We start from the raw sequence: 19,212 nt of genomic DNA on the forward strand, positions 1-19,212 counted from the left end.
TTCCCGCACGGAACGTCCAAAGCTGAACACGCCGAAGGCTTTTTATTCAAGCGGTAACTGACAGCTTCTGAAAAACGGCCAAAAATATACCGCAAACAATGCGCCCCGGTCTTTGGGACCGGGGCGTGTCGTATGGTTGTATGCCAGACCGTCGCGGGGCTATTCCGCCGCGACCCGCTGGCCGCGATGACGCCCTTCCGCGAACTCCTCCACCATCTTGGCATTGAAGGCGGGAATGTCCTTCGGGTTGCGGCTGGTCACGAGGCCCTGATCCACGATGACCTCGGTGTCCGACACCTGCGCGCCCGCATTGGCGAGGTCCACCTGGATGGCGCTGTAGCCGGTCATCTTGCGTCCCTTCACGAGGCCTGCGGAAATCAGCAGCTGCGGGCCATGGCAGATGGCCGCGACCGGCTTGCCGGCCTCGAAGAAGGCGCGGGTGAAGGCGATAGCCTTGTCATTGATGCGCAGCGTGTCCGGATTCATGACGCCGCCGGGCAGCAGCAGCGCGTCGAAATCACCCGCATTGGCGCCGTCCAGCGGCTGGTCCACGGGGATGGCGTCGCCTTTCTTGTCGTGGTTGACGCCCTGCACCTGGCCCTTCATGGGGCTCACGATCTTCACCTGCGCGCCGGCCTCCTTCAGGGCCTTCACCGGCTCGGTGAGTTCCACCTGTTCGAACCCGTCGGCGACGAGGACGGCGACCTTGCGTCCATCGAGACGATTGGCCATGGGGTCTCTCCTTTTTCCTGTGTCGGGATGGTATCGGTTCGGGGCGCGGCCCGTTCATGCGGCGCGCCCGGAAGCCCCCAGCTCACCCGGACAACACGAGGACAGGGAATGGGTTCCGGCCAAAGCCGGCCCGAGGAGAACGCCATGCTGACCACCGTTGCCGCCTTCGACCGCATCGGCGAGGAGAATGCCTTTGCCGTGCTGGCGCGCGCCACGACGCTTGCCGCCCAGGGGCGCGACATCATCAATCTCGGCATCGGCCAGCCGGATTTCCGCACGCCCGAGCATATCGTCGAGGCGGCCGTGAAGGCGCTGAAGGACGGCCAGCACGGCTATACCCCCTCGGTCGGCATCCAGCCGCTGCGCGAGGCGGTGGCGCGCGATCTGCACAAGCGGTTCGATGTGGAGGTGGACCCCGGCCTCGTGATGATCATGCCCGGCGGCAAGGTCACCATGTATGCGGCCATCCTGCTGTTCGGCGAGCCGGGCGCGGAAATCCTCTATCCGGACCCCGGCTTCCCCATCTACCGATCCATGATCGAATATACGGGCGCGACCCCGATCCCGGTGCCGATCCGCGAGGAGAACGGCTTTGCCTTCTCGGCGGAAGAGACGCTGGCGCTGATCACACCCAAGACGCGCCTTCTCATCATCAATTCGCCGGCCAATCCCACCGGCGGCGTGACGCCCAAGGCCGAGATCGACAAGCTGGTGAAGGGCCTCGCCGATCATCCGCACGTGGCGCTGATGTCGGACGAGATCTACGACCAGTTCCTGTTTGATGGCGAGCGCCACCAGACGCTGCTGGCTTACCCCGAAATCCGCGACCGCCTCATCCTGCTCAACGGCTGGTCGAAGACCTATGCCATGACCGGCTGGCGCCTCGGCTATTCCATCTGGCCCCAGGCGCTCTATGACAAGGTGCGCAAGCTCTCGGTGAATGCCTGGTCGTGCGTCAATGCGGCGACCCAATATGCCGGCATCGCGGCGCTGGAAGGCCCGCAGGAGCCGGTGGCGGCCATGCTCGCGGAGTTCGACAAGCGCCGGAGGCTGGTGGTGGAAGGGCTCAACGCGCTGCCCGGCGTCACCTGCGCCAAGCCCAAAGGCGCCTTCTATGCCTTTCCCAATGTCTCGCGCACCGGCTGGACCTCGGCCAAGGCCCTCGCCTCCGCGCTGCTGGAGGACGCGGGCGTCGCGACCATCGGGGGGCCGGACTTCGGCGTTCATGGGGAGGGCTATATCCGCCTCTCCTATGCCAATTCGGCGGAGAACATCGCCCGCGCGCTGGAGCGCATGGGCGCGTTCCTCTCCGAGCGCAAGGTCGCCTGAATGGCGCGCGCCGGCCGGACGCTGGCGCGCCTTGGCGCCGGGATGCTCCTCCTCGCCGCCGCCCCGGCGGGGGCGCAGGAGAAGCCCTGGCGCGAGCCAAACCCCTGCGCCGGCCGGATGCCCGCGCCCGACTACAGCCGCTGCCTCTCCGAGGCGGCGGCCCTGAGCGAGCGGGAGGTGACGGCCGCCTTCGAGGCGGCCATGGCAGTGGTGGAGGGGCGCACCGACCTTGCCGCCGTGCAGCGCAACCGCTGGAAAGGGCAGCTCGACGAGGCGCAGTCACGCTTCCTGCTGTTCCGCAATCTGGACTGCCAGAGCGTTGCCCCGTTCGAGGGGCCGCGCGGCATCGGCAATTTCGAGCAGCGGGCGCTCTGCCTCATTGAGAACAACGCCCGCCGCGCCCGCGATCTTGCGGCCCGCTATCCCAAGCCCGTGGTGCCGCCCGTGCTGGCCGCGAAGATGGCCGCCCTTGAGGGCGAGGGCTTCCACCCCGCCACCTGGACCGACCCGACGACGCCCCGGCTCGACTGACACGCCGCCCGCCCGGCCTTGCGCGCGGCGGCGGCTTGGCCCAAAGGTGCCTGCGTCAGAATGAGGAAGCGCACATGGCCAAGGTGGTTTCGGTGGGTGAGGTGATGGTGGAACTGGCGCGCGGCAATGACGGCCGCTACGGCCAGTCCTTCGGCGGCGACACGTTCAACACCGCCGTCTATCTCGCCCGCGCCGGCATCGAGACCGCTTATGCCACCGCGCTCGGCGACGACGTCTTTTCCGCGCAGATCGTCGATCTCGCCCGCAGCGAAAATCTCTCCACCGGCGCCATCGTCGAGGTGAAGGGCCGCGTGCCGGGCCTCTATCTCATCACCACCGATGACAAGGGTGAGCGCACCTTCCATTACTGGCGCGACAGTGCCCCCGCCCGCTCCCTGTTCGAGCTGGAGGGCTGGCAGGACGTGGCCGAGCATCTGGTCGCCGCACAGGCGGTCTATTTCTCCGGCATCACGCTGTCGCTTTATTCCAACGCCGGCCTCGGCCGCTTCCTCGCGACGCTGGAACTGGCCGGCGAGCGGGGCGCGTGGCGGGTATTCGACGGCAATTTCCGTCCGCGCGGCTGGGGCGGCGATCTCGCCCGCGCCCGCATGGTGTTCTCCGAGGCGCTGAAGCGCGCCTCCATGGCCCTGCCCACTTTCGAGGATGAAGTGATGCTGTGGGGCGACGCCTCGCCCGAGGCGACAATCGCCCGCATCACCACCTATGGCGTCAAGGAAGTGGTGGTGAAGAACGGCCCCGGCGGTGCCTATGTCCATGCCGAGGGGCAGACCGTCTTCGTGCCCGTGGAGCGCGAGGTGCAGCCCGTGGACACCACCGGCGCCGGCGACAGCTTCAACGCCGGCTATCTCGCCGCCCGCCTCAAGGGTGCCACTCCGGTGGACGCCGCCCGCGCCGGCCATGCGCTGGCCGGCCGCGTCATCATGCATCGCGGCGCCATCATCCCCCGCAACGCCCACGAGGGCGTGGCGTCGCATTGAGAGGGACATGCCGGGCGGCAACGCCGCCCGGTTCAGCGCCTGCTCAGTCGAACTTCGCCGCGCGCGGAAGCTTCGCCGCTGCCGCCGAGAGTTCGCGCACCTTGTCGAAATTGCCGGCCTTGATGGCATCGCCCGGCACCACCCAGGAGCCGCCGACGGCGACGACGTTCGGCAGCGCCAGATAGTCGGGCGCATTGGAGGGGCCGATGCCGCCGGTGGGGCAGAAGCGCAAAGCGGGCAGCGGCCCGGCCAGACCCTTCAGGAAGGGCGCGCCGCCCGAGGGCTCGGCCGGGAAGAACTTCAGCACCTTGAAGCCCAGCGCGTCGAGCGCCATGGCTTCGCTCGCGGTGGCGCAGCCGGGCAGCACGGGGACCGGCGCCTCGGCCAGCGCCTGCGCGAGCGCGGGCGTGGTGCCGGGGGTGACGATGTAGGTCGCGCCCGCTTCCACCACCGCCTCGATCTGGGAGCGGTCGGTGACGGTGCCGGCGCCCACGATGGCGCCTTCCACCTCGGCGGCGATCACGCTCATGGCGCGCAGCGCGACGGGGGTGCGGAGCGTCACCTCGATGAGCGGCAGGCCGCCCTCCACCAGCGCGCGCGCCAGCGGCACCGCATCTTCCAGACGCTCGATCACCACCACGGGGATCACCGGGGCGCGGGCGATCAGCGGAAGCGGGTTGGACTGGCTCATGAACGCATCTCCCTCATCGGCCGCCTGAGGCGCGGCCCGATCTTCAACGACGCGCGCCGGTGCCCGGTTCGCGCGGATGGCCCTTTGAAGCCCAGCCCGCCGCCGCTGTCGAGGGCAAAGCGGCAGGGCAGGGGCGTGGAAGCCGGGCTCGCTTGGGAGGCTGGGCGGCTCAGGCGGCGACCCGTTGGCGCCCCTGCGGAAGGCGGCCGAGGTCGCGCAAACGCGCACGGGCCCTGCATTTTTCGCACGGCCGAGGCTGCGGTCCGGGGTGGACAGGGGTAATGATACTCTGTATCTCTAATCGGGAAATCGGAGTTGCCATGTCCCGGTCCCATTCCCACGCCTCTCCCCCGCCCCGCCGGCCGCGGCCGGACGTGCGCGTGGGCGGCTCGGCCCTGCGCGCCTCCCTGGGCGTCCGGCTGGGCGTGGCGGTGGCGCTGGGCGCGGTGATGTGGGCCGGCGTTCTTCTGGTGTTGCAGTCATGAGCGTACAACTGCGCTTCCGCGATCTCACCCTCGGCTATGAGCGCCACCCGGCCGTCCATCACCTGGATGGCGTGGTGGAGGAAGGCGCGCTTCTGGCGGTCTGCGGGCCCAACGGTGCCGGCAAGTCCACCCTCATGAAGGCCATTTCCGGCGCCCTGCGTCCGCTTCACGGTTCCATCGACCGTGCCGGCCTCGATCCCCGCGACATCGCCTATCTGCCGCAGAGCGCCGAGATCGACCGCTCCTTCCCCATCCATGTCTATGACATGGTGGCCATGGGCCTGTGGCGCCGCGCCGGCCTGTTCGGCGGCATCGGCCGCGCGGACCGTGCCCGCATCGGCGAGGCCATCGCCGCCGTCGGGCTCGAAGGCTTCGAGAACCGCCCCATCGGTACGCTCTCCGGCGGCCAGATGCAGCGCACGCTCTTTGCCCGTCTGCTGCTGCAGGACGCCCGCCTGATCCTCCTCGACGAGCCCTTCACCGCGCTCGACGCCAAGACCATGTCGGACCTGCTTGATCTGGTCCGCCGCTGGCATGGCGAGAAGCGCACGGTGCTCGCCGTGCTGCACGATTTCGATCTGGTGCGGGCGCACTTCCCGCAGACCCTGCTGCTGGCCCGTTCGGCCGTGGCGTGGGGACCGACGGCGGAGGCGCTGGCGCCTGAGAATCTGCTGAAGGCCCGCCGCATGGGCGAGGCCTGGGACGAGACGGCACAGCCGTGCGAGGCGGCGGCGTGACCCCTTACGATCTGCTGGTCTCGCCGTTCGTCGAATTCGAGTTCATGCGTCGGGCGCTGGTGGGCATATTCGCCCTCTCGCTCGGAGCGGGGCCGGTGGGCGTGTTCCTCATGTTGCGTCGAATGAGCCTGACCGGCGACGCAATGGCACACGCCATTCTGCCGGGAGCCGCCATCGGCTTCCTGGTCTCCGGCCTCGATCTCGCGGCCATGACCATCGGCGGCCTCGCCGCGGGTCTTCTGGTCGCCGTGGGTGCCGGCGTCGTGGCGCGGGCGACCGAGATCAAGGAGGACGCCTCCATGGCGGCCTTCTATCTGGTCTCGCTGGCGCTGGGCGTGATGATCGTCTCGCTCAAGGGCTCCAACGTGGACCTGCTGCACGTGCTGTTCGGTACGGTGCTGGGTCTCGATGATCCGACCCTGCTGCTGGTGGCGGGCATTGCCTCGCTGACGCTGGTGACGCTGGCGTTCATCTGGCGGCCGCTGGTGCTGGAATGCGTGGACCCCACCTTCCTCGCCTCGGTGAGCCGGGCGGGCGGGGTGAGCCACATCATCTTCCTCGCCCTCGTGGTGATGAACCTCGTGGGCGGCTTCCATGCGCTGGGCACGCTCCTGTCCGTGGGCCTGATGATGCTGCCGGCCGCCACCGCCCGTTTCTGGGTGCGCGATCTCACCGCGCTGGTGGTGGTGGCGACCGTCATCGCCTTCGTGGCCGGCGTCGCGGGGCTGCTCATTTCCTATTATGTGGGCGCCCCCTCCGGCCCCGCGATCATCCTGGTGGCCGGTGCCGCCTATGCGGTCTCGGTCGTCTTCGGACCGGCGGGAGGCGTGCTCTCCCGCCTCATGCCACGTCGTCATCTCGAGGCATAACGGAGCCTTTCCATGCTGTCCCGTCGTACCCTGCTCGCCGCGGCACTCGTGCTCGGCGCAACCCCGGCGCTTGCCCAGTCGCCGGCGCCCGCCGCCAAGCTGCCGGTGGTCGCCTCCTTCTCCATCCTCGGCGATTTCGTGAAGAACGTGGGCGGCGACCGCATCGCGCTCAGCACCATCGTCGGCCCCAATGCGGATACGCACGTCTATCAGCCGACCCCGAACGACGCGAAGAAGCTGGCCGGCGCCAAGGTGATTTTCGTCAACGGCCTCGGCTTCGAGGGCTGGATGGACCGCCTCGTGAAGGCCTCCGGCACCAAGGCGACCGTGGTGGTGGCCACAAAGGGCATCACGCCGCGCGAGCGCAGCAAGGACGAACCGCAGGACGACGACGATCACGGCCCCAAGGGCAAGAAGGCGGACGCCGGCCACGACCACGGCCCCATCGACCCGCACGCCTGGCAGTCGGTGGCCAATGCCAAGGTCTATGTGGCGAACGTCCGCGACGGCCTGATCGCCGCCGACCCGGCGGGCAAGGACACCTACACCGCCAATGCGGCCGCCTATCTCGCCAAGCTCGACCAACTGGAGAGCGAAGTGAAGGCGGCCATGGCCTCCATTCCCGAGGCCAACCGCCGCATCATCACCTCCCACGACGCCTTCGGCTATTTCGGTGATGCCTATGGTCTGAAGCTGCTGGCGCCGGAAGGCGTGTCGACGGAGAGCGAGGCCTCGGCCAAGGACGTGGGCAAGATCATCCGCCAGATCAAGGAACAGCACATTCCGGCGGTGTTCCTTGAGAATGTCACCAACCCGCGCCTGATCGAGCGGCTCGGCAAGGAAAGCGGCGCCATCGTCGGCGGCACGCTTTATTCTGATGCCCTGTCCCGTGACAACGGCCCTGCGAGCACCTACATCGACCTGGTGCGATACAATATCCGCCAGCTCTCGGGGGCGCTGACCAAGTGACCTTGCGGCTGTGACCCGGCGCTCCGGCGCCGGGATGTTCTGACGTGCGGCGGCCGTATCCGGAAGGGGTGCGGTCGCCGTTGCATGCGCGGGCAGCGGCCCGCACAGGAGACCCCATGGCTGAGACCGGCTCTGAAAAAATCCCCGTGACTGTGCTCACCGGCTATCTGGGGGCGGGCAAGACCACCTTGCTCAACCGCATCCTCTCCGAGCCCCACGGGAAGAAGTACGCCGTCATCGTCAACGAGTTCGGCGAGATCGGCATCGACAACGACCTCGTGGTGGGCGCCGACGAGGAAGTGTTCGAGATGAACAACGGCTGCATCTGCTGCACCGTGCGCGGCGACCTCATCCGCATCATCGACGGCCTGCTGCGTCGCAAGGGCCAGTTCGACGGCATCATCGTCGAGACCACCGGCCTTGCCGATCCCGCCCCGGTGGCCCAGACCTTCTTCGTGGACGAGGAAGTGGGCGCGAAGACCAAGCTCGATGCGGTCGTGACCGTTGCCGACGCCAAGTGGCTGAGCGACCGCCTGAAGGACGCGCCCGAGGCGAAGAACCAGATCGCCTTCGCGGACGTGATCCTGCTCAACAAGACGGATCTCGTGAGTGCCGACGAACTGGCCGAGGTGGAGGGCCGCATCCGCGGCATCAACCCCTATGCCCGGCTCTACCGGACGCAGAAGTCGCAGATCGAGATCGAGAAGGTGCTGAACCAGGGCGCCTTCGACCTCGACCGCATCCTGGCGCTGGAGCCCGCCTTCCTCGAAGAGGGTGAGGACCACGACCATGACCACACCTGCGGCCCGGACTGCGGCCACGACCACCATCATCACGATCATGGCCACCACCATGACCATGGGCACGACCATCACCATGGTCACAGCCATGGCGGGCTGAAGCACTATCACGACGAGGAGATGCAGTCGGTCTCCTTCTCCACCGACAAGCTGCTGGACCCGGACAAGTTCTTCCCCTGGGTGCAGAACGTGGTGGCGACCGACGGCGCGAACATCCTGCGCTCCAAGGGTATCCTTGCCTTCAAGGACGATCCGGACCGCTTCGTCTTCCAGGGCGTGCACATGATCCTCGACGGCGACCATCAGCGCCCGTGGAAGCCGGACGAGCCCCAGGTGAGCCGCATCGTCTTCATTGGCCGCCACCTGCCCACCGAGAAGCTGGAAAGCGGCTTTCTCTCCTGCGTGGCGTGAGATCAGGTCATTCCGAAATGCAGAAGGCCGGCGCGACGCGCCGGCCTTTTTTGTTCGGCAGCTTTTCCGCCCTCAGATGAAATAGAGCCAGGTCAGCAGGGCGAAGCAGGGCAGCAGGAAGATGATTGACCAGGCCATGTAGCCGAAGAAGCTCGGCATCTTCACGCCGCGGTGGCGGGCGATGGAGAGCACCATGAAGTTCGGCGCATTGCCGATATAGGTCATGGCGCCCATGAACACCGCGCCCGCCGAGATGGCTTCCAGGGTCACCGCCATCGGCCCCATGAGCTGGTGGGCATCGCCTCCGGCGAGGTTGAAGAAGACGAGATAGGTGGGCGCATTGTCGAGGAAGGACGACAGGATGCCGGTGAGCCAGAAATAGGCGACGTTGACGGGCTTGCCGTCCGGGGTGGTCACCAGATCGACGAGCGGCGCGAAGGCGCCGTTGGTGCCCGCCTTCAGGATGGCGATCACCGGAATGATGGTGAGGAAGATGGCGGCGAACAGCTTGCCCACCTCGAGGATCGGCTCCCAGTCGAAGCCGTTGCGCTCGCGCACCAGCTTGGGCGTGATGCCGAGCGAGACCAGTGCCACCAGCACGAGAAGCACGTCGCGCACGATCCACTGGAGTTCCACGCGGGTGCCGTAGACGTCGAAGACGATGCCGGGCTTCCACAAAGCGCTGAGCAGGATGGCACCGATGATGGCGATGAGCAGCGGCACGTTCTGGAGGCCGCGCAGCTCGATGCGGCCGCCGCCTTCTTCCACCGGCGCGGCGGTCTTGTCCTCGCGGGCGTGGAGGAGGCTCTCCATGATGAAATAGACCACCAGCAGGATGCCGGCGACCACCGCCGTGTCGTGGAAAAGATGCGTGGTGGTCCAGAAGAAGCTCACGCCCTTCAGGAAGCCGAGGAAGAGCGGGGGATCGCCCAGCGGCGTCAGCGAGCCGCCGATGTTCGACACCAGGAAGATGAAGAAGACCACCGTGTGCACGTTGTGCTTGCGCCCCTCATTGGCGCGCAGCAGCGGGCGGATGAGCACCATGGAGGCGCCGGTGGTGCCGATGAGGCTGGCGAGCACTGTGCCGAGCGCGAGGATCGCGGTGTTGGTGACCGGTCCACCCTTGATGCGCCCGGCCACCAGAATGCCGCCCGAGACGGTGAACAGGGCGGCCAGCAGCACGATGAAGGGGATGTATTCCAGCAGCGCCGCATGGACCACCTCGTGGGTGGTGACGTTGGGGCCATAGACGAGGGTGAAGGGCACCACGAAGGCGAGGCCCCAGAACAGGGCGACCTTGCCGTAATGATGGTGCCAGAAATGGCTCGCCAGCAGCGGAAACAAAGCGATGGAGAGCAGCATGCCGGCGAACGGCACGCCCCAGAGCGGGGAAAGGCCGACGCCGCTGAAGCCCGCATCGCCGGCCGCATGGGCCGCGGACATCGGGACCAGGAGCGCGGGAATGAGCGCCAGCGGGGTCCAACGTCCGATTACAGCCATGCCGCACCTCGTTCTGTGTGAGCCGGTCAGCGGGGCGGCGCGCTGCCGTCCCGTCCCATCCCGCGTGTAGATGGATGGTTCATAGCGTTGATGGACGATGCCTTCCGGCGATGCAAGCAGGGCAGGGCTCAAGATGCTGCACCTGCGCCCCGGCGGAAGCCATGCACAGGGCGCCACCCTGCCACGGCGAAGGTCACGGCGGGGGAGCGGACGGTTGACCCGTGCGCCGCTTTCTGCCCTAGTCCGCGCTCGTTTGAGATCAGCATTCCCGGACATGAGCACAGATCGTTATAACGCGCGCGACGCGGAACCCCGTTGGCAGGCCATCTGGAACGAGCGCGGCATCTTCCGCACCCGCAACGACGATCCGCGCCCGAAATTCTTCGTCATGGAGATGTTCCCCTATCCGTCGGGGCGCATCCACATCGGCCATGGCCGCAACTATGTGATGGGCGACGTGCTCGCGCGCTACAAGCGCATGCAGGGCTTCAACGTGCTCCATCCCATGGGCTGGGATTCGTTCGGCCTGCCGGCGGAGAATGCCGCCATCGAGCGCGGCATCCATCCCAAGAGCTGGACCTACGAGAACATCGCCTCGATGAAGGAGCAGCTCCAGCTGCTCGGTCTCTCGCTCGACTGGAATCGCGAGGTCGCCACCTGCGACCCCTCCTATTATGCCGAGCAGCAGCGCCTGTTCCTCGACCTGTTCGAGAATGACCTCGCCTACCGCAAGGAGAGCGAGGTCAACTGGGATCCGGTGGACAACACCGTGCTCGCCAACGAGCAGGTGATCGACGGGCGCGGCTGGCGCTCGGGCGCGGTGGTGGAGCGGCGCAAGCTGAACCAGTGGTTCTTCCGCATCACCGCCTTCGCGCAGGAACTGCTGGACGCCATCGACACGCTCGACCGCTGGCCGGACAAGGTGCGCCTCATGCAGCGCAACTGGATCGGCCGGTCCGAGGGCCTCGAAGTCCTGTTCGAACTCTCCAAGGGCTCGGTGGCGGCGGCCGGAACGTCGGCGGTGAAGGTCTATACGACCCGCCCGGACACCCTGTTCGGCGCCTCCTTCCTCGCGCTCTCGCCTGACCATCCGCTGACCCAGCATCTCGCTGCCACTCGGCCGGACCTCGCCGCCTTCGTCGCCGACTGCAAGACCGGCGGCACCTCGGCCGAGGCCATCGAGACGCAGGAGAAGAAGGGCTTCGACACGGGGCTCACGGTGGTCCATCCGCTGGACGCGGCCCGCACCGTGCCGGTCTATGTGGCCAACTTCGTGCTCATGGACTACGGCACCGGCGCCATCTTCGGCTGCCCGGCTCACGACCAGCGCGACCTCGACTTTGCCCGCAAGTACGGCCTCACGGTAACCCCGGTGGTGCTGCCGCCGGGTGCCGATCCTGCCGTCTTCGCGGTGGGCAGCGAGGCCTATGACGGCGAGGGCACGCTTTACAATTCGCAGTTCCTCGACGGCCTTTCCATTGCGGACGCCAAGGAGCAGGTGGCCCGGCGTCTGGAGCGCTTCCGGGTGGGCGAGCAGCCGCAGGGCACGCGCAAGGTGAACTTCCGCCTGCGCGACTGGGGCATCTCGCGCCAGCGCTACTGGGGCTGTCCGATCCCGATCATCCATTGCGACAGCTGCGGCCCGGTGGCGGTGCCCCGCGAACAGCTGCCCGTGGAACTGCCCGACGACGTGACCTTCGACCGGCCCGGCAATCCGCTGGACCGCGCCAAGGCGTGGCGCGATGTGCCGTGCCCCAAGTGCGGCGCCCCGGCCCGGCGCGAGACGGACACCATGGACACCTTCGTGGATTCGTCCTGGTACTTCCTGCGCTACGCCAGCGACAATCCCGACAAGCCCCTGGACAAGGATGCCGTGCGCCACTGGCTGCCGGTGGACCAGTATATCGGCGGCATCGAACACGCGATCCTGCACCTGCTCTATTCGCGCTTCTTCACGCGGGCGCTGAAGGCCTGCGGCCGTGTGGACGTGGCCGAGCCCTTCGCCGGCCTGTTCACGCAGGGCATGATCGTCCACGAGACCTATAAGGATAAGGACGGCCGCTGGTTGTTCCCGGAGGAGGTGAAGCTCCTCGGCGACGGCAAGGCAGAGAAACTGGACGACGGCTCGCCCGTGACCGTCGGCCCGCCGGAGAAGATGTCCAAGTCCAAGAAGAATGTGGTGCCGCCGGAAGTGGTGGTGGACACCTATGGCGTGGACGCCGGCCGCTGGTTCATGCTCTCCGATACCCCGCCCGAGCGTGACAGCGAGTGGACGCAGTCGGGCATCGAGGGCGCGTGGCGCTTCGTGCAGCGCGTCTGGCGTCAGGTGCAGGAGGCCATCGAGCTGGGCGCGCCGAAGGGCGCGGACAAGCCCGCGAGCTTCGATGCCGCCGCGACCGCGCTGCGCCGTGCCGCCCATGGCCTTGCCCATCAGGTGGCCGATGACGTGGAGCGGTTGCGCTTCAACGTGGCGGTGGCCCATGTGCACGAGTTCGCCAATGCCTTCGGACAGGCCATCGCGAGCGCCCGCACCGCCAGCCCCGTGCCGGCGGACCTCGCCTTCGCCCTGCGCGAGGCGGCGGAGATCGTGACGCGGGTGGTCGGCCCGATGGTGCCGCATCTGGCGGAAGAGTGCTGGGCCGCGCTCGGCTATGACACCCTGCTCGCCGAGGCGGCGTGGCCCAAGGCGGAGCCGGAGCTGCTGGTGGAGAACACCATCACGCTGCCGATCCAGATCAACGGCAAGAAGCGCGACGACATCACCGTGCCGCGCGACGCGACCGCCGCCGAGGTGGAAGCTGCTGTTCTCGAAATGGAAAGCGTGCGCCGGGCCCTCGACGGCAAGGCGCCCAAGCGTATCATCGTCGTGCCACAGAGGATCGTGAATGTCGTCGCCTGACGCCCCCATCCCCGCCCGACGGACCCTCCTGCGCCTCGCCCTCGCGGGCGGTGCGACGCTCGCGCTCGCGGGCTGCTTCCAGCCCATGTATGCGGAGAAGACGGTCACGCCCGCCGGCCAGCCGCTGGTCGAGATGATGCGTCAGGTCGAGATCGTGAAGATCGAAGGCAAGCTCGGCAACGACCTGCGCAACGATCTCATCTTCGAGCTCACCGGCGGGGCGGGAAACCCGGTCGGCGCGCCCTACAAGATGTTCATCACGGTGGTCACCAATTCGGCGTCTTCCATCGTCGATACGACGTCTGGCCTGCCGCAGAACCGCATCATCCATGTCACCGCCAACTGGCGCGTGGTGCGGGCCGGCGAGGAGACCAAGCCTCCGGTCCTGCAGGGCAAGTCCTCCGGCAGCGCCTCCATCGACGTGAGCGAGCAGCGCTTCGCCAACTGGCGTGCCACCCGCGACGCCGAGAGCCGCGCCGCCCGCATGGTGGTGGAGCAGATCCGCGCGCAGCTCGCCGCCTACTTCATCAACCCGCCGGCGCCCCCGGCGGCCCCCGCCGCGCCGGCGGCAAAGCCCCCGGGCACCTGAGCCCATGGTCGCGGTCCGCGCCGGCGATGCCGATACGGCGCTGGCGCGGCGCGATCCGCGCCACGCCGTCGTCCTGATCTTCGGCCCCGACATGGGCCTCGTGCGCGAGCGCGCAGCGGGGCTGGTGAAGCGCGTGGTGCCCGATGTGGCCGACCCCTTCGCCGTGGTGCGGCTGGAAGGGGATGAGCTTTCGGGCGATCCTCAGCGGCTCATCGACGAGACGCAGACCGTCGGCCTGTTCGGCGGCGAACGCGTGGTCTGGGTGCGGGCGGGCTCGCGAAACTTCGTGCCGGCGCTGGAGCCGGTGCTGGAGGTGGGCGGCTCGACGCTGGTGGTGGTGGAGGCAGGCGACCTCAAGAAGGGCGCGCCCCTGCGCACCCTGTGCGAGGCCTCCCCCAAGGCCCTTGCCATTCCCTGTTATGCGGACGGCGACCGCGATCTCGGCAAGCTGGTGGACACCATGCTCTCAGAGGCGGGCCTTGCCATCGACCGCGACGCCAAGGAACTCCTCGTTTCCCTCATCGGCGGCGACCGCCTCGCCTCGCGCGGCGAGATCGCCAAGCTCGCGCTCTATGCGCAGGGGCAGGGGCGGGTGACGCTTGAGGATGTGCGCGTCATCGTCGGCGATGCGTCCGCGCTGGCGCTGGATGATGTGGTGGATTCCACCCTCGCCGGTCAGGCGGTGGAGGCGACCGCCGCGCTTGCCAAGGCCTGGGGCGCGGCGACCCGCCCCGACGCGGTGCTCGGTGCGCTGCTGCGGGCGCTCTCTTCGTTGCACCAGATGGCCCTTCAGGTACAGGCCGGCACGCCGGCGGACCGGGTCATCGATCAGGCGCGGCCCATGGTGCATTTCTCCCGCAAGCCCAAGCTGGAGCGGGCGCTGCGCAGCCTCAATGCCGAGCGGTGCCTCCGGGCCATCCTGCTTGTGGACGAGGCGGTGCTGGCCGCCCGCCGCAACGCCGGCATGGCGCAGGCCATCACCGAGCGTGTGGTGCTTCAACTCTCCGCCCGGCGGTAATAGGATCACGCCGTCTCCAGCCGAAGGACGAGACGGTGATGGACTGGATATTGCCCAAGCGCCTCGACAACAGCTTCCCCGGCCATCCGGCGGTGGTCTGGATCTTCGTCGCGCTCACGCTGGTCACGCTCGGCCGCAGCCTCTTCCACATGTTCGCGCCCGATGGCGGCGCCCAGTCGGTGGCGCACATTCCTCTCTCCACCTATCCGGCGGCGGCTTCCAGCACGATCATCTTCGTCTTCGCCTTGTGGGGACTGTCGCAGTTGCTGATGGGGCTCATCTATGTGGTGGCGCTGATCCGATATCGCGGTCTCATTCCGCTCCTGCTGCTGCTCATGGCGGCGGAATATGCAGGTCGCATGCTGATCGCCACCTATCGGGTGCTGGAAACGACCGCGACCCCACCGGGCGCCGTCGCCGACCACCTGACGCTGCCGCTCGCCCTCATCCTTCTGGCCTTCTGCCACCCGCGCTTTCGCAAGGGGTAAGGCTCACCCCTTTGCCCCAAGCTCCCGGAAGTGGCCGCGCGCCTGAAGCCAGCCGAGCAGGGCGAGACCCGGCAGGCCGGCGATGACCGTGACGACGAAGAACCACGCCCAGCCGGTCACGTCATAGATATAGCCGCCGCCCGAGGCGAGGACGGTGCGGCCGACGGCGGTGAGCGCGGTCAGCAGGGCATATTGGGTGGCCGTGTGTGCGCGAGCGCCGCACAGGGACGAGAGATAGGCGACGAAGATCACCGTGCCGATGGCGCCGGTGAAGTTCTCGACGATCATCGCGAAGGTGAGGAAGCCCACGTCGGGCCCGATCATCGCCTGAACGGAGAAGGCGAGGTTGGAGGCCATCTGGAGCACGCCGCCGATCCAGAGGCACGTGACCAGCGAGCGCCCCCGCGCCAGCATGCCGCCGGCAAAGCCGCCCGCCAGGGCCGCGAGGAGGCCGACGCCCTTCACGATGGCGGCGTAGGTCGCCTTGTCGAAGCCGATGGAGATGACGAAGGACGCGGTGAGCCCGCCCGCCAGCGCATCGGAGAATTTGTAGAGGGTGACGAAGGCGAGGATGGCGAAGGCGTGGCTCCGGGTCAGGAACTCGGAGAAGGCGCCGAAGGCGGTGGTGAAGACCCGCTTCAGGGCGCCGAGCGCCCCGCCCTCATGGGCGACCCGCGGTGCGCCGTCCGGCTCGCGGGCGATGAGGGTCGCGAAGATGCCGAGCGCCATGCAGGCGGCAGCGACGCCATAGCCCCAGGCCCACACCTGCGCGTGCGGCAGGCCCTTGAACTCGAACCACGCCACGAGGGCAATGATGCCGGCGCCGGACACCAGCATGCCGATGCGATAGGCTGCCACATAGCCGGCCATGCCGGCCGCCTGCTCGGAGGTGTCGAGCTTCTCCACGCGATAGGCATCCACCACGATGTCCTGTGTGGCGGAGAGGAAGGCCACCAGCACCGCTCCGACGATGAGCCCGAAGGGCGCCGCCATGCGGGTGCCGTCGGCGGAAGGGGCAAAGCCGAGATCCTGAAAGCCCAGATAGAGAATGGCGGCGGCGAGCAGCAGCTGCGTGGCCAGCAGCCAGCCGCGCCGCCGGCCGAGCCAGCGGGAGAGCAGCGGCACGTCGAGGGCATCCACCAGTGGCGCCCAGAGGAACTTCAGCGTGTAGGGCAGGCCGACCAGATGGAAGAGGCCGATGGTGGCGATGTCCACCTTGCGCTCGGTCATCCAGACCGCGAGCGTGGTGCCGGTGAGCGCCAGCGGCAGGCCCGAGGAGAAGCCGAGCAGGATCACCACCAGCACGCTCGGGCGCAGATAGACCTTCACGGCATCGAGCATCGACGCGGGGGCGCCCGGGGCTTCGAGGGTGTTCTCGCTCATGTCCTGTTCCGTGGGCGGCGGGCGGCTCGACACTGGCGCCGGGGAGGCTGCGCCGGGCCGGCCCGCGCGGGAAAGCCGGCGGCATCATGCCCGCGCGCATGTTAATTTAGAGGTTGAGCCGGCCGCCGTGCTGAAACAATCGGGTGCGACCGGCCGCTCACGCCTGATTGGCGCTCCACAGGCCCGCATCCACCTTGGAAACGGCGATCACCGCCTGGGTGCGGCTTTCCACGCCGAGCTTCTGGAGGATGGCCGACACATGGGCCTTCACGGTCGCCTCGGAGACGCCGAGCTCATAGGCGATCTGCTTGTTAAGGCGCCCCTCCGCCAGCATCATCAGCACGCGCACCTGCTGCGGCGTCAGCGTGGCGAGGCGGGAGATGATGGCGTCGGCCTCCCCGTCCTGCGCGGTGGGGGGACCAAGATCCGGGGGCACTGAGGTGCCGCCTGCAAGAACCGTGGCGACAGACTGCCGCATGCCGGCAATGCCCATGGTCTTCGGAATAAAGCCCGAGGCGCCGAGATCGATGCAGCGGCGGATGACCGCCGGTTCCTCATTGCCGGAGACGACCACCACCGGCACGCCGGCATACTGCGCCCTGAGATAGATGAGGCCAGAAAAGCCTCGGGCGCCGGGCATGGTGAGATCGAGCAGGATCAGGTCGAAGTCGTCTTCGCGTTCCAGCAGCGCATGCAGGTCGTCAAACGTGCCGACCTCCACGATCTCTGCGGACGGAAACTCGCCGGCCACGGCCTCGCGCAGCGCGCCGCGGAACAGGGGATGATCGTCCGCGATGACCAGCCGGTATCCGGCGTCGGCGTCTCCCAAAAGGCTTCTCCCCCGGCTTCCCCGCCCGCAGTCTTTCCCCAAAAGCGGAAACCTTCGAATCGGTCAAGGGATCATCGGCGCGCACCCGCACGCTGACAAGATCGCGGGGCTTGTGTGCCGCTCCACAACTCCGGCGCGCAGCCAATCTCTAAAGTTGTATAAAGCTCGCAATGCAAGCTTGAGGAAAGGCTCGTCTCTTAGCCAATGGGCGAAGATTGGCTGATTGCCCTCCGCCTCTGCCGCCCGTTGAAGCGTTGGACATGGAGCGGGTCGGATGACATCCACCCACGAACCGCCTCCCGGACGGAGAGCGGCCGGATCAGATTGCTCGCAATCCGATCCATGGCCGGCTCTCCCGCGTATTCTGGAAGGTTGTCTCCGGGCGGACGTCCCGCCTCGCGTCCGATGTCGGCCTGAGAGACGTTCGCGTTCCGTGGCCGCCTGGCCGCGGTGTTCCTGAGTGAGGCGATCCATGTTCGGTGTCGGCAGCCAGTCCGAGGCACTCCTGAAGCTATCCGCCCTGGATCGGGCACAGGCCATCATCGAATTCACCCCAACGGGTGAAATCCTCGACGCCAACCAGAATTTCCTCTCGCTCGTCGGCTACGGGCTCAACGAGATCAAGGGCAAGCATCACCGCATGTTTGTCGATCCGCGCGAAGCCGAGAGCGCGGAGTATCGCGCTTTCTGGCAGGCGCTCGGCAAGGGGCAGTATCAGGAGGCGGTCTACCGCCGCATCGGCAAGGGCGGTGCGGTCGTCTGGATCCGCGCCATCTACAATCCGCTGATCGACCGTTCGGGCAAGGTGCTGAAGGTGGTGAAATTCGCCACCGACATCACCGAACAGAAGATGCGCTTTGCCGAACACGAGAGCTTGTTGGCGGCCATTTCCAAGTCGCAGGCGGTCATCCAGTTCGACCTCAAGGGCAACATTCTCGAGGCCAATCAGAACTTCCTCGACACCATGGGCTACCGGCTGGACGAGATCGTCGGCCGGCACCATTCGATGTTCGTGCCCGAGCAGATGCGCCAGTCGCCGCAATATGCGGCCTTCTGGGACAACCTGCGCCGCGGGGAATATCAGGCGGCGGAATACAAGCGCATCGGCAAGGGCGGCCGCGAGGTCTGGATCCAGGCCACCTACAATCCCGTCCTCGATGCGGACGGGGCGGTGTCCAAGATCGTCAAGTTCGCCACCGATGTGACCAAGCGCGTTGTGGTGCGCGAACGCCGGGCCGCGGCCTATCGGGAGATCGACGCGGGTCTCTCCGACATCTCCAGTGAACTGACCGATACCAATTCGCGCGTCGTCTCCGCCTCGGAGGCCACCCAGACGGCGGCTCACAACATGCAGTCCGTCGCCACCGGCGCGGGCCAACTGGCCGCCTCGGTCGACGACATCAGCCGGCAGGTGCAGCAGTCGAGCGAACTCTCCGTCGCTGCCGTGGAACAGGGCAATCGCACCAACGAGATCGTGGCGAGCCTCAGCGGTGCGGCCGAGAAGATCGGCCATGTGGTGGAACTGATCAATTCCATTGCCGCCCAGACCAACCTGCTCGCGCTCAACGCCACCATCGAGGCCGCGCGTGCCGGCGAGGCCGGCAAGGGCTTCTCGGTCGTCGCGCAGGAGGTGAAGAGCCTCGCCGGCCAGACCTCGAAGGCGACGAGCGAGATCGCCGCACAGGTCACCGAGGTCCAGGCCGCCACAGGCCAAGCGGTGACGGCGCTTGCGAGCGTTACGGAATTCATCACCCAGCTCAACGCCATCGCGGGCAGCATTGCCGATGCGGTGCAGCGCCAGGCGTCCGTGACGCGGGAGGTCTCCTCCTCCATGCAGACCGTCGCCCACGGCATCGAGGTGGTGAAGCAGGACATGGGCGTGATCGCCAGCGCCACCAGCCATGTGGAGGCCGCCGCCCGCAAGGTGCGGGAAGCCTCCGCCGCCATCGCCTGA

At 67.6% G+C, this 19,212-nt stretch carries 18 protein-coding genes; 13 read left to right on the top strand and 5 right to left on the bottom strand.

From position 1 onward, the window contains the following. Positions 1-159: 159 nt before the first annotated feature. Positions 160-732 (bottom strand): type 1 glutamine amidotransferase domain-containing protein, encoded by a 573-nt coding sequence (locus AZC_RS02830; protein WP_012169088.1) that lies wholly within the window; start codon positions 730-732, stop codon positions 160-162. Between the two features lie 144 nt (positions 733-876). Here AZC_RS02830 and AZC_RS02835 point away from each other — a divergent pair, with 144 nt between their 5' ends. From AZC_RS02835 to AZC_RS02845, 3 genes are all read left to right on the top strand, one after another. Next, positions 877-2,061, top strand: a complete 1,185-nt coding sequence (locus tag AZC_RS02835) for a pyridoxal phosphate-dependent aminotransferase (protein WP_012169089.1) — start codon at positions 877-879, stop codon at positions 2,059-2,061. Continuing rightward, positions 2,062-2,592, top strand: coding sequence for a lysozyme inhibitor LprI family protein (locus AZC_RS24220; protein WP_012169090.1), 531 nt, complete (start codon positions 2,062-2,064; stop codon positions 2,590-2,592). A 74-nt stretch (positions 2,593-2,666) separates the two neighbouring features. Then, positions 2,667-3,590 (top strand): sugar kinase, encoded by a 924-nt coding sequence (locus tag AZC_RS02845; protein ID WP_043878826.1) that lies wholly within the window; start codon positions 2,667-2,669, stop codon positions 3,588-3,590. Positions 3,591-3,633: 43 nt separating this feature from the next. On the opposite strand, the gene eda is transcribed toward AZC_RS02845, so the two are convergent. Beyond that, positions 3,634-4,281: a bifunctional 4-hydroxy-2-oxoglutarate aldolase/2-dehydro-3-deoxy-phosphogluconate aldolase gene (gene eda, locus AZC_RS02850; RefSeq protein ID WP_012169092.1), complete on the bottom strand. Its 648-nt coding sequence runs from the start codon at positions 4,279-4,281 to the stop codon at positions 3,634-3,636. A 320-nt stretch (positions 4,282-4,601) separates the two neighbouring features. Between eda and AZC_RS25655 the strand changes: the two genes are divergently transcribed. From AZC_RS25655 to AZC_RS02870, 5 genes are all read left to right on the top strand, one after another. Next, positions 4,602-4,766, top strand: a complete 165-nt coding sequence (locus AZC_RS25655; protein ID WP_158304093.1) for a hypothetical protein — start codon at positions 4,602-4,604, stop codon at positions 4,764-4,766. Next, the gene (gene aztA, locus AZC_RS02855) at positions 4,763-5,503 is read left to right on the top strand and encodes a zinc ABC transporter ATP-binding protein AztA (RefSeq protein WP_012169093.1); all 741 of its coding nucleotides are present in this window, start codon (positions 4,763-4,765) and stop codon (positions 5,501-5,503) included. Before AZC_RS25655 ends, aztA begins: the two co-directional genes overlap by 4 nt. A gap of 44 nt (positions 5,504-5,547) precedes the next feature. Then, positions 5,548-6,372, top strand: coding sequence for a metal ABC transporter permease (locus tag AZC_RS02860; RefSeq protein ID WP_043879954.1), 825 nt, complete (start codon positions 5,548-5,550; stop codon positions 6,370-6,372). 12 nt (positions 6,373-6,384) lie between these two features. Further along, positions 6,385-7,341 carry a metal ABC transporter substrate-binding protein gene (locus tag AZC_RS02865; RefSeq protein ID WP_012169095.1) on the top strand — a complete coding sequence of 319 codons (957 nt, stop codon included), beginning with the start codon at positions 6,385-6,387 and terminating at the stop codon, positions 7,339-7,341. A 116-nt stretch (positions 7,342-7,457) separates the two neighbouring features. After that, on the top strand, positions 7,458-8,552 hold the full coding sequence (locus AZC_RS02870; RefSeq protein WP_043878827.1) for a CobW family GTP-binding protein: 1,095 nt from the start codon (positions 7,458-7,460) through the stop codon (positions 8,550-8,552). Between the two features lie 72 nt (positions 8,553-8,624). Here the strand turns inward: AZC_RS02870 and AZC_RS02875 are convergent, their stop codons facing one another. Beyond that, positions 8,625-10,052, bottom strand: coding sequence for a sodium:proton antiporter (locus AZC_RS02875; protein ID WP_081433883.1), 1,428 nt, complete (start codon positions 10,050-10,052; stop codon positions 8,625-8,627). A gap of 274 nt (positions 10,053-10,326) precedes the next feature. Between AZC_RS02875 and leuS the strand changes: the two genes are divergently transcribed. Genes leuS through AZC_RS02895 form a run of 4 tightly spaced genes read left to right on the top strand, consistent with a single transcriptional unit; the run spans position 10,327 to position 15,046 of the window. Next, positions 10,327-12,951: a leucine--tRNA ligase gene (leuS, locus tag AZC_RS02880; protein ID WP_012169098.1), complete on the top strand. Its 2,625-nt coding sequence runs from the start codon at positions 10,327-10,329 to the stop codon at positions 12,949-12,951. Further along, the gene (lptE, locus tag AZC_RS02885; protein ID WP_052285836.1) at positions 12,938-13,540 is read left to right on the top strand and encodes an LPS assembly lipoprotein LptE; all 603 of its coding nucleotides are present in this window, start codon (positions 12,938-12,940) and stop codon (positions 13,538-13,540) included. The genes leuS and lptE overlap by 14 nt, the downstream gene beginning before the upstream one ends. 4 nt (positions 13,541-13,544) lie before the next feature. Then, the gene (gene holA / locus AZC_RS02890) at positions 13,545-14,558 is read left to right on the top strand and encodes a DNA polymerase III subunit delta (protein ID WP_012169100.1); all 1,014 of its coding nucleotides are present in this window, start codon (positions 13,545-13,547) and stop codon (positions 14,556-14,558) included. Between the two features lie 38 nt (positions 14,559-14,596). Continuing rightward, positions 14,597-15,046 carry a hypothetical protein gene (locus tag AZC_RS02895; RefSeq protein WP_043878828.1) on the top strand — a complete coding sequence of 150 codons (450 nt, stop codon included), beginning with the start codon at positions 14,597-14,599 and terminating at the stop codon, positions 15,044-15,046. Between the two features lie 3 nt (positions 15,047-15,049). On the opposite strand, the gene AZC_RS02900 is transcribed toward AZC_RS02895, so the two are convergent. Together AZC_RS02900 and AZC_RS02905 are read right to left on the bottom strand one after the other, a co-directional pair. Then, the gene (locus AZC_RS02900) at positions 15,050-16,429 is read right to left on the bottom strand and encodes an AmpG family muropeptide MFS transporter (protein ID WP_043878829.1); all 1,380 of its coding nucleotides are present in this window, start codon (positions 16,427-16,429) and stop codon (positions 15,050-15,052) included. Positions 16,430-16,586: 157 nt separating this feature from the next. Next, positions 16,587-17,258 (bottom strand): response regulator transcription factor, encoded by a 672-nt coding sequence (locus AZC_RS02905; protein WP_012169103.1) that lies wholly within the window; start codon positions 17,256-17,258, stop codon positions 16,587-16,589. 472 nt (positions 17,259-17,730) lie between these two features. Between AZC_RS02905 and AZC_RS02910 the strand changes: the two genes are divergently transcribed. After that, positions 17,731-19,212 carry a methyl-accepting chemotaxis protein gene (locus AZC_RS02910; protein WP_043878830.1) on the top strand — a complete coding sequence of 494 codons (1,482 nt, stop codon included), beginning with the start codon at positions 17,731-17,733 and terminating at the stop codon, positions 19,210-19,212.

It is taken from the genome of Azorhizobium caulinodans ORS 571, assembly GCF_000010525.1.
GTDB lineage: Bacteria > Pseudomonadota > Alphaproteobacteria > Rhizobiales > Xanthobacteraceae > Azorhizobium > Azorhizobium caulinodans.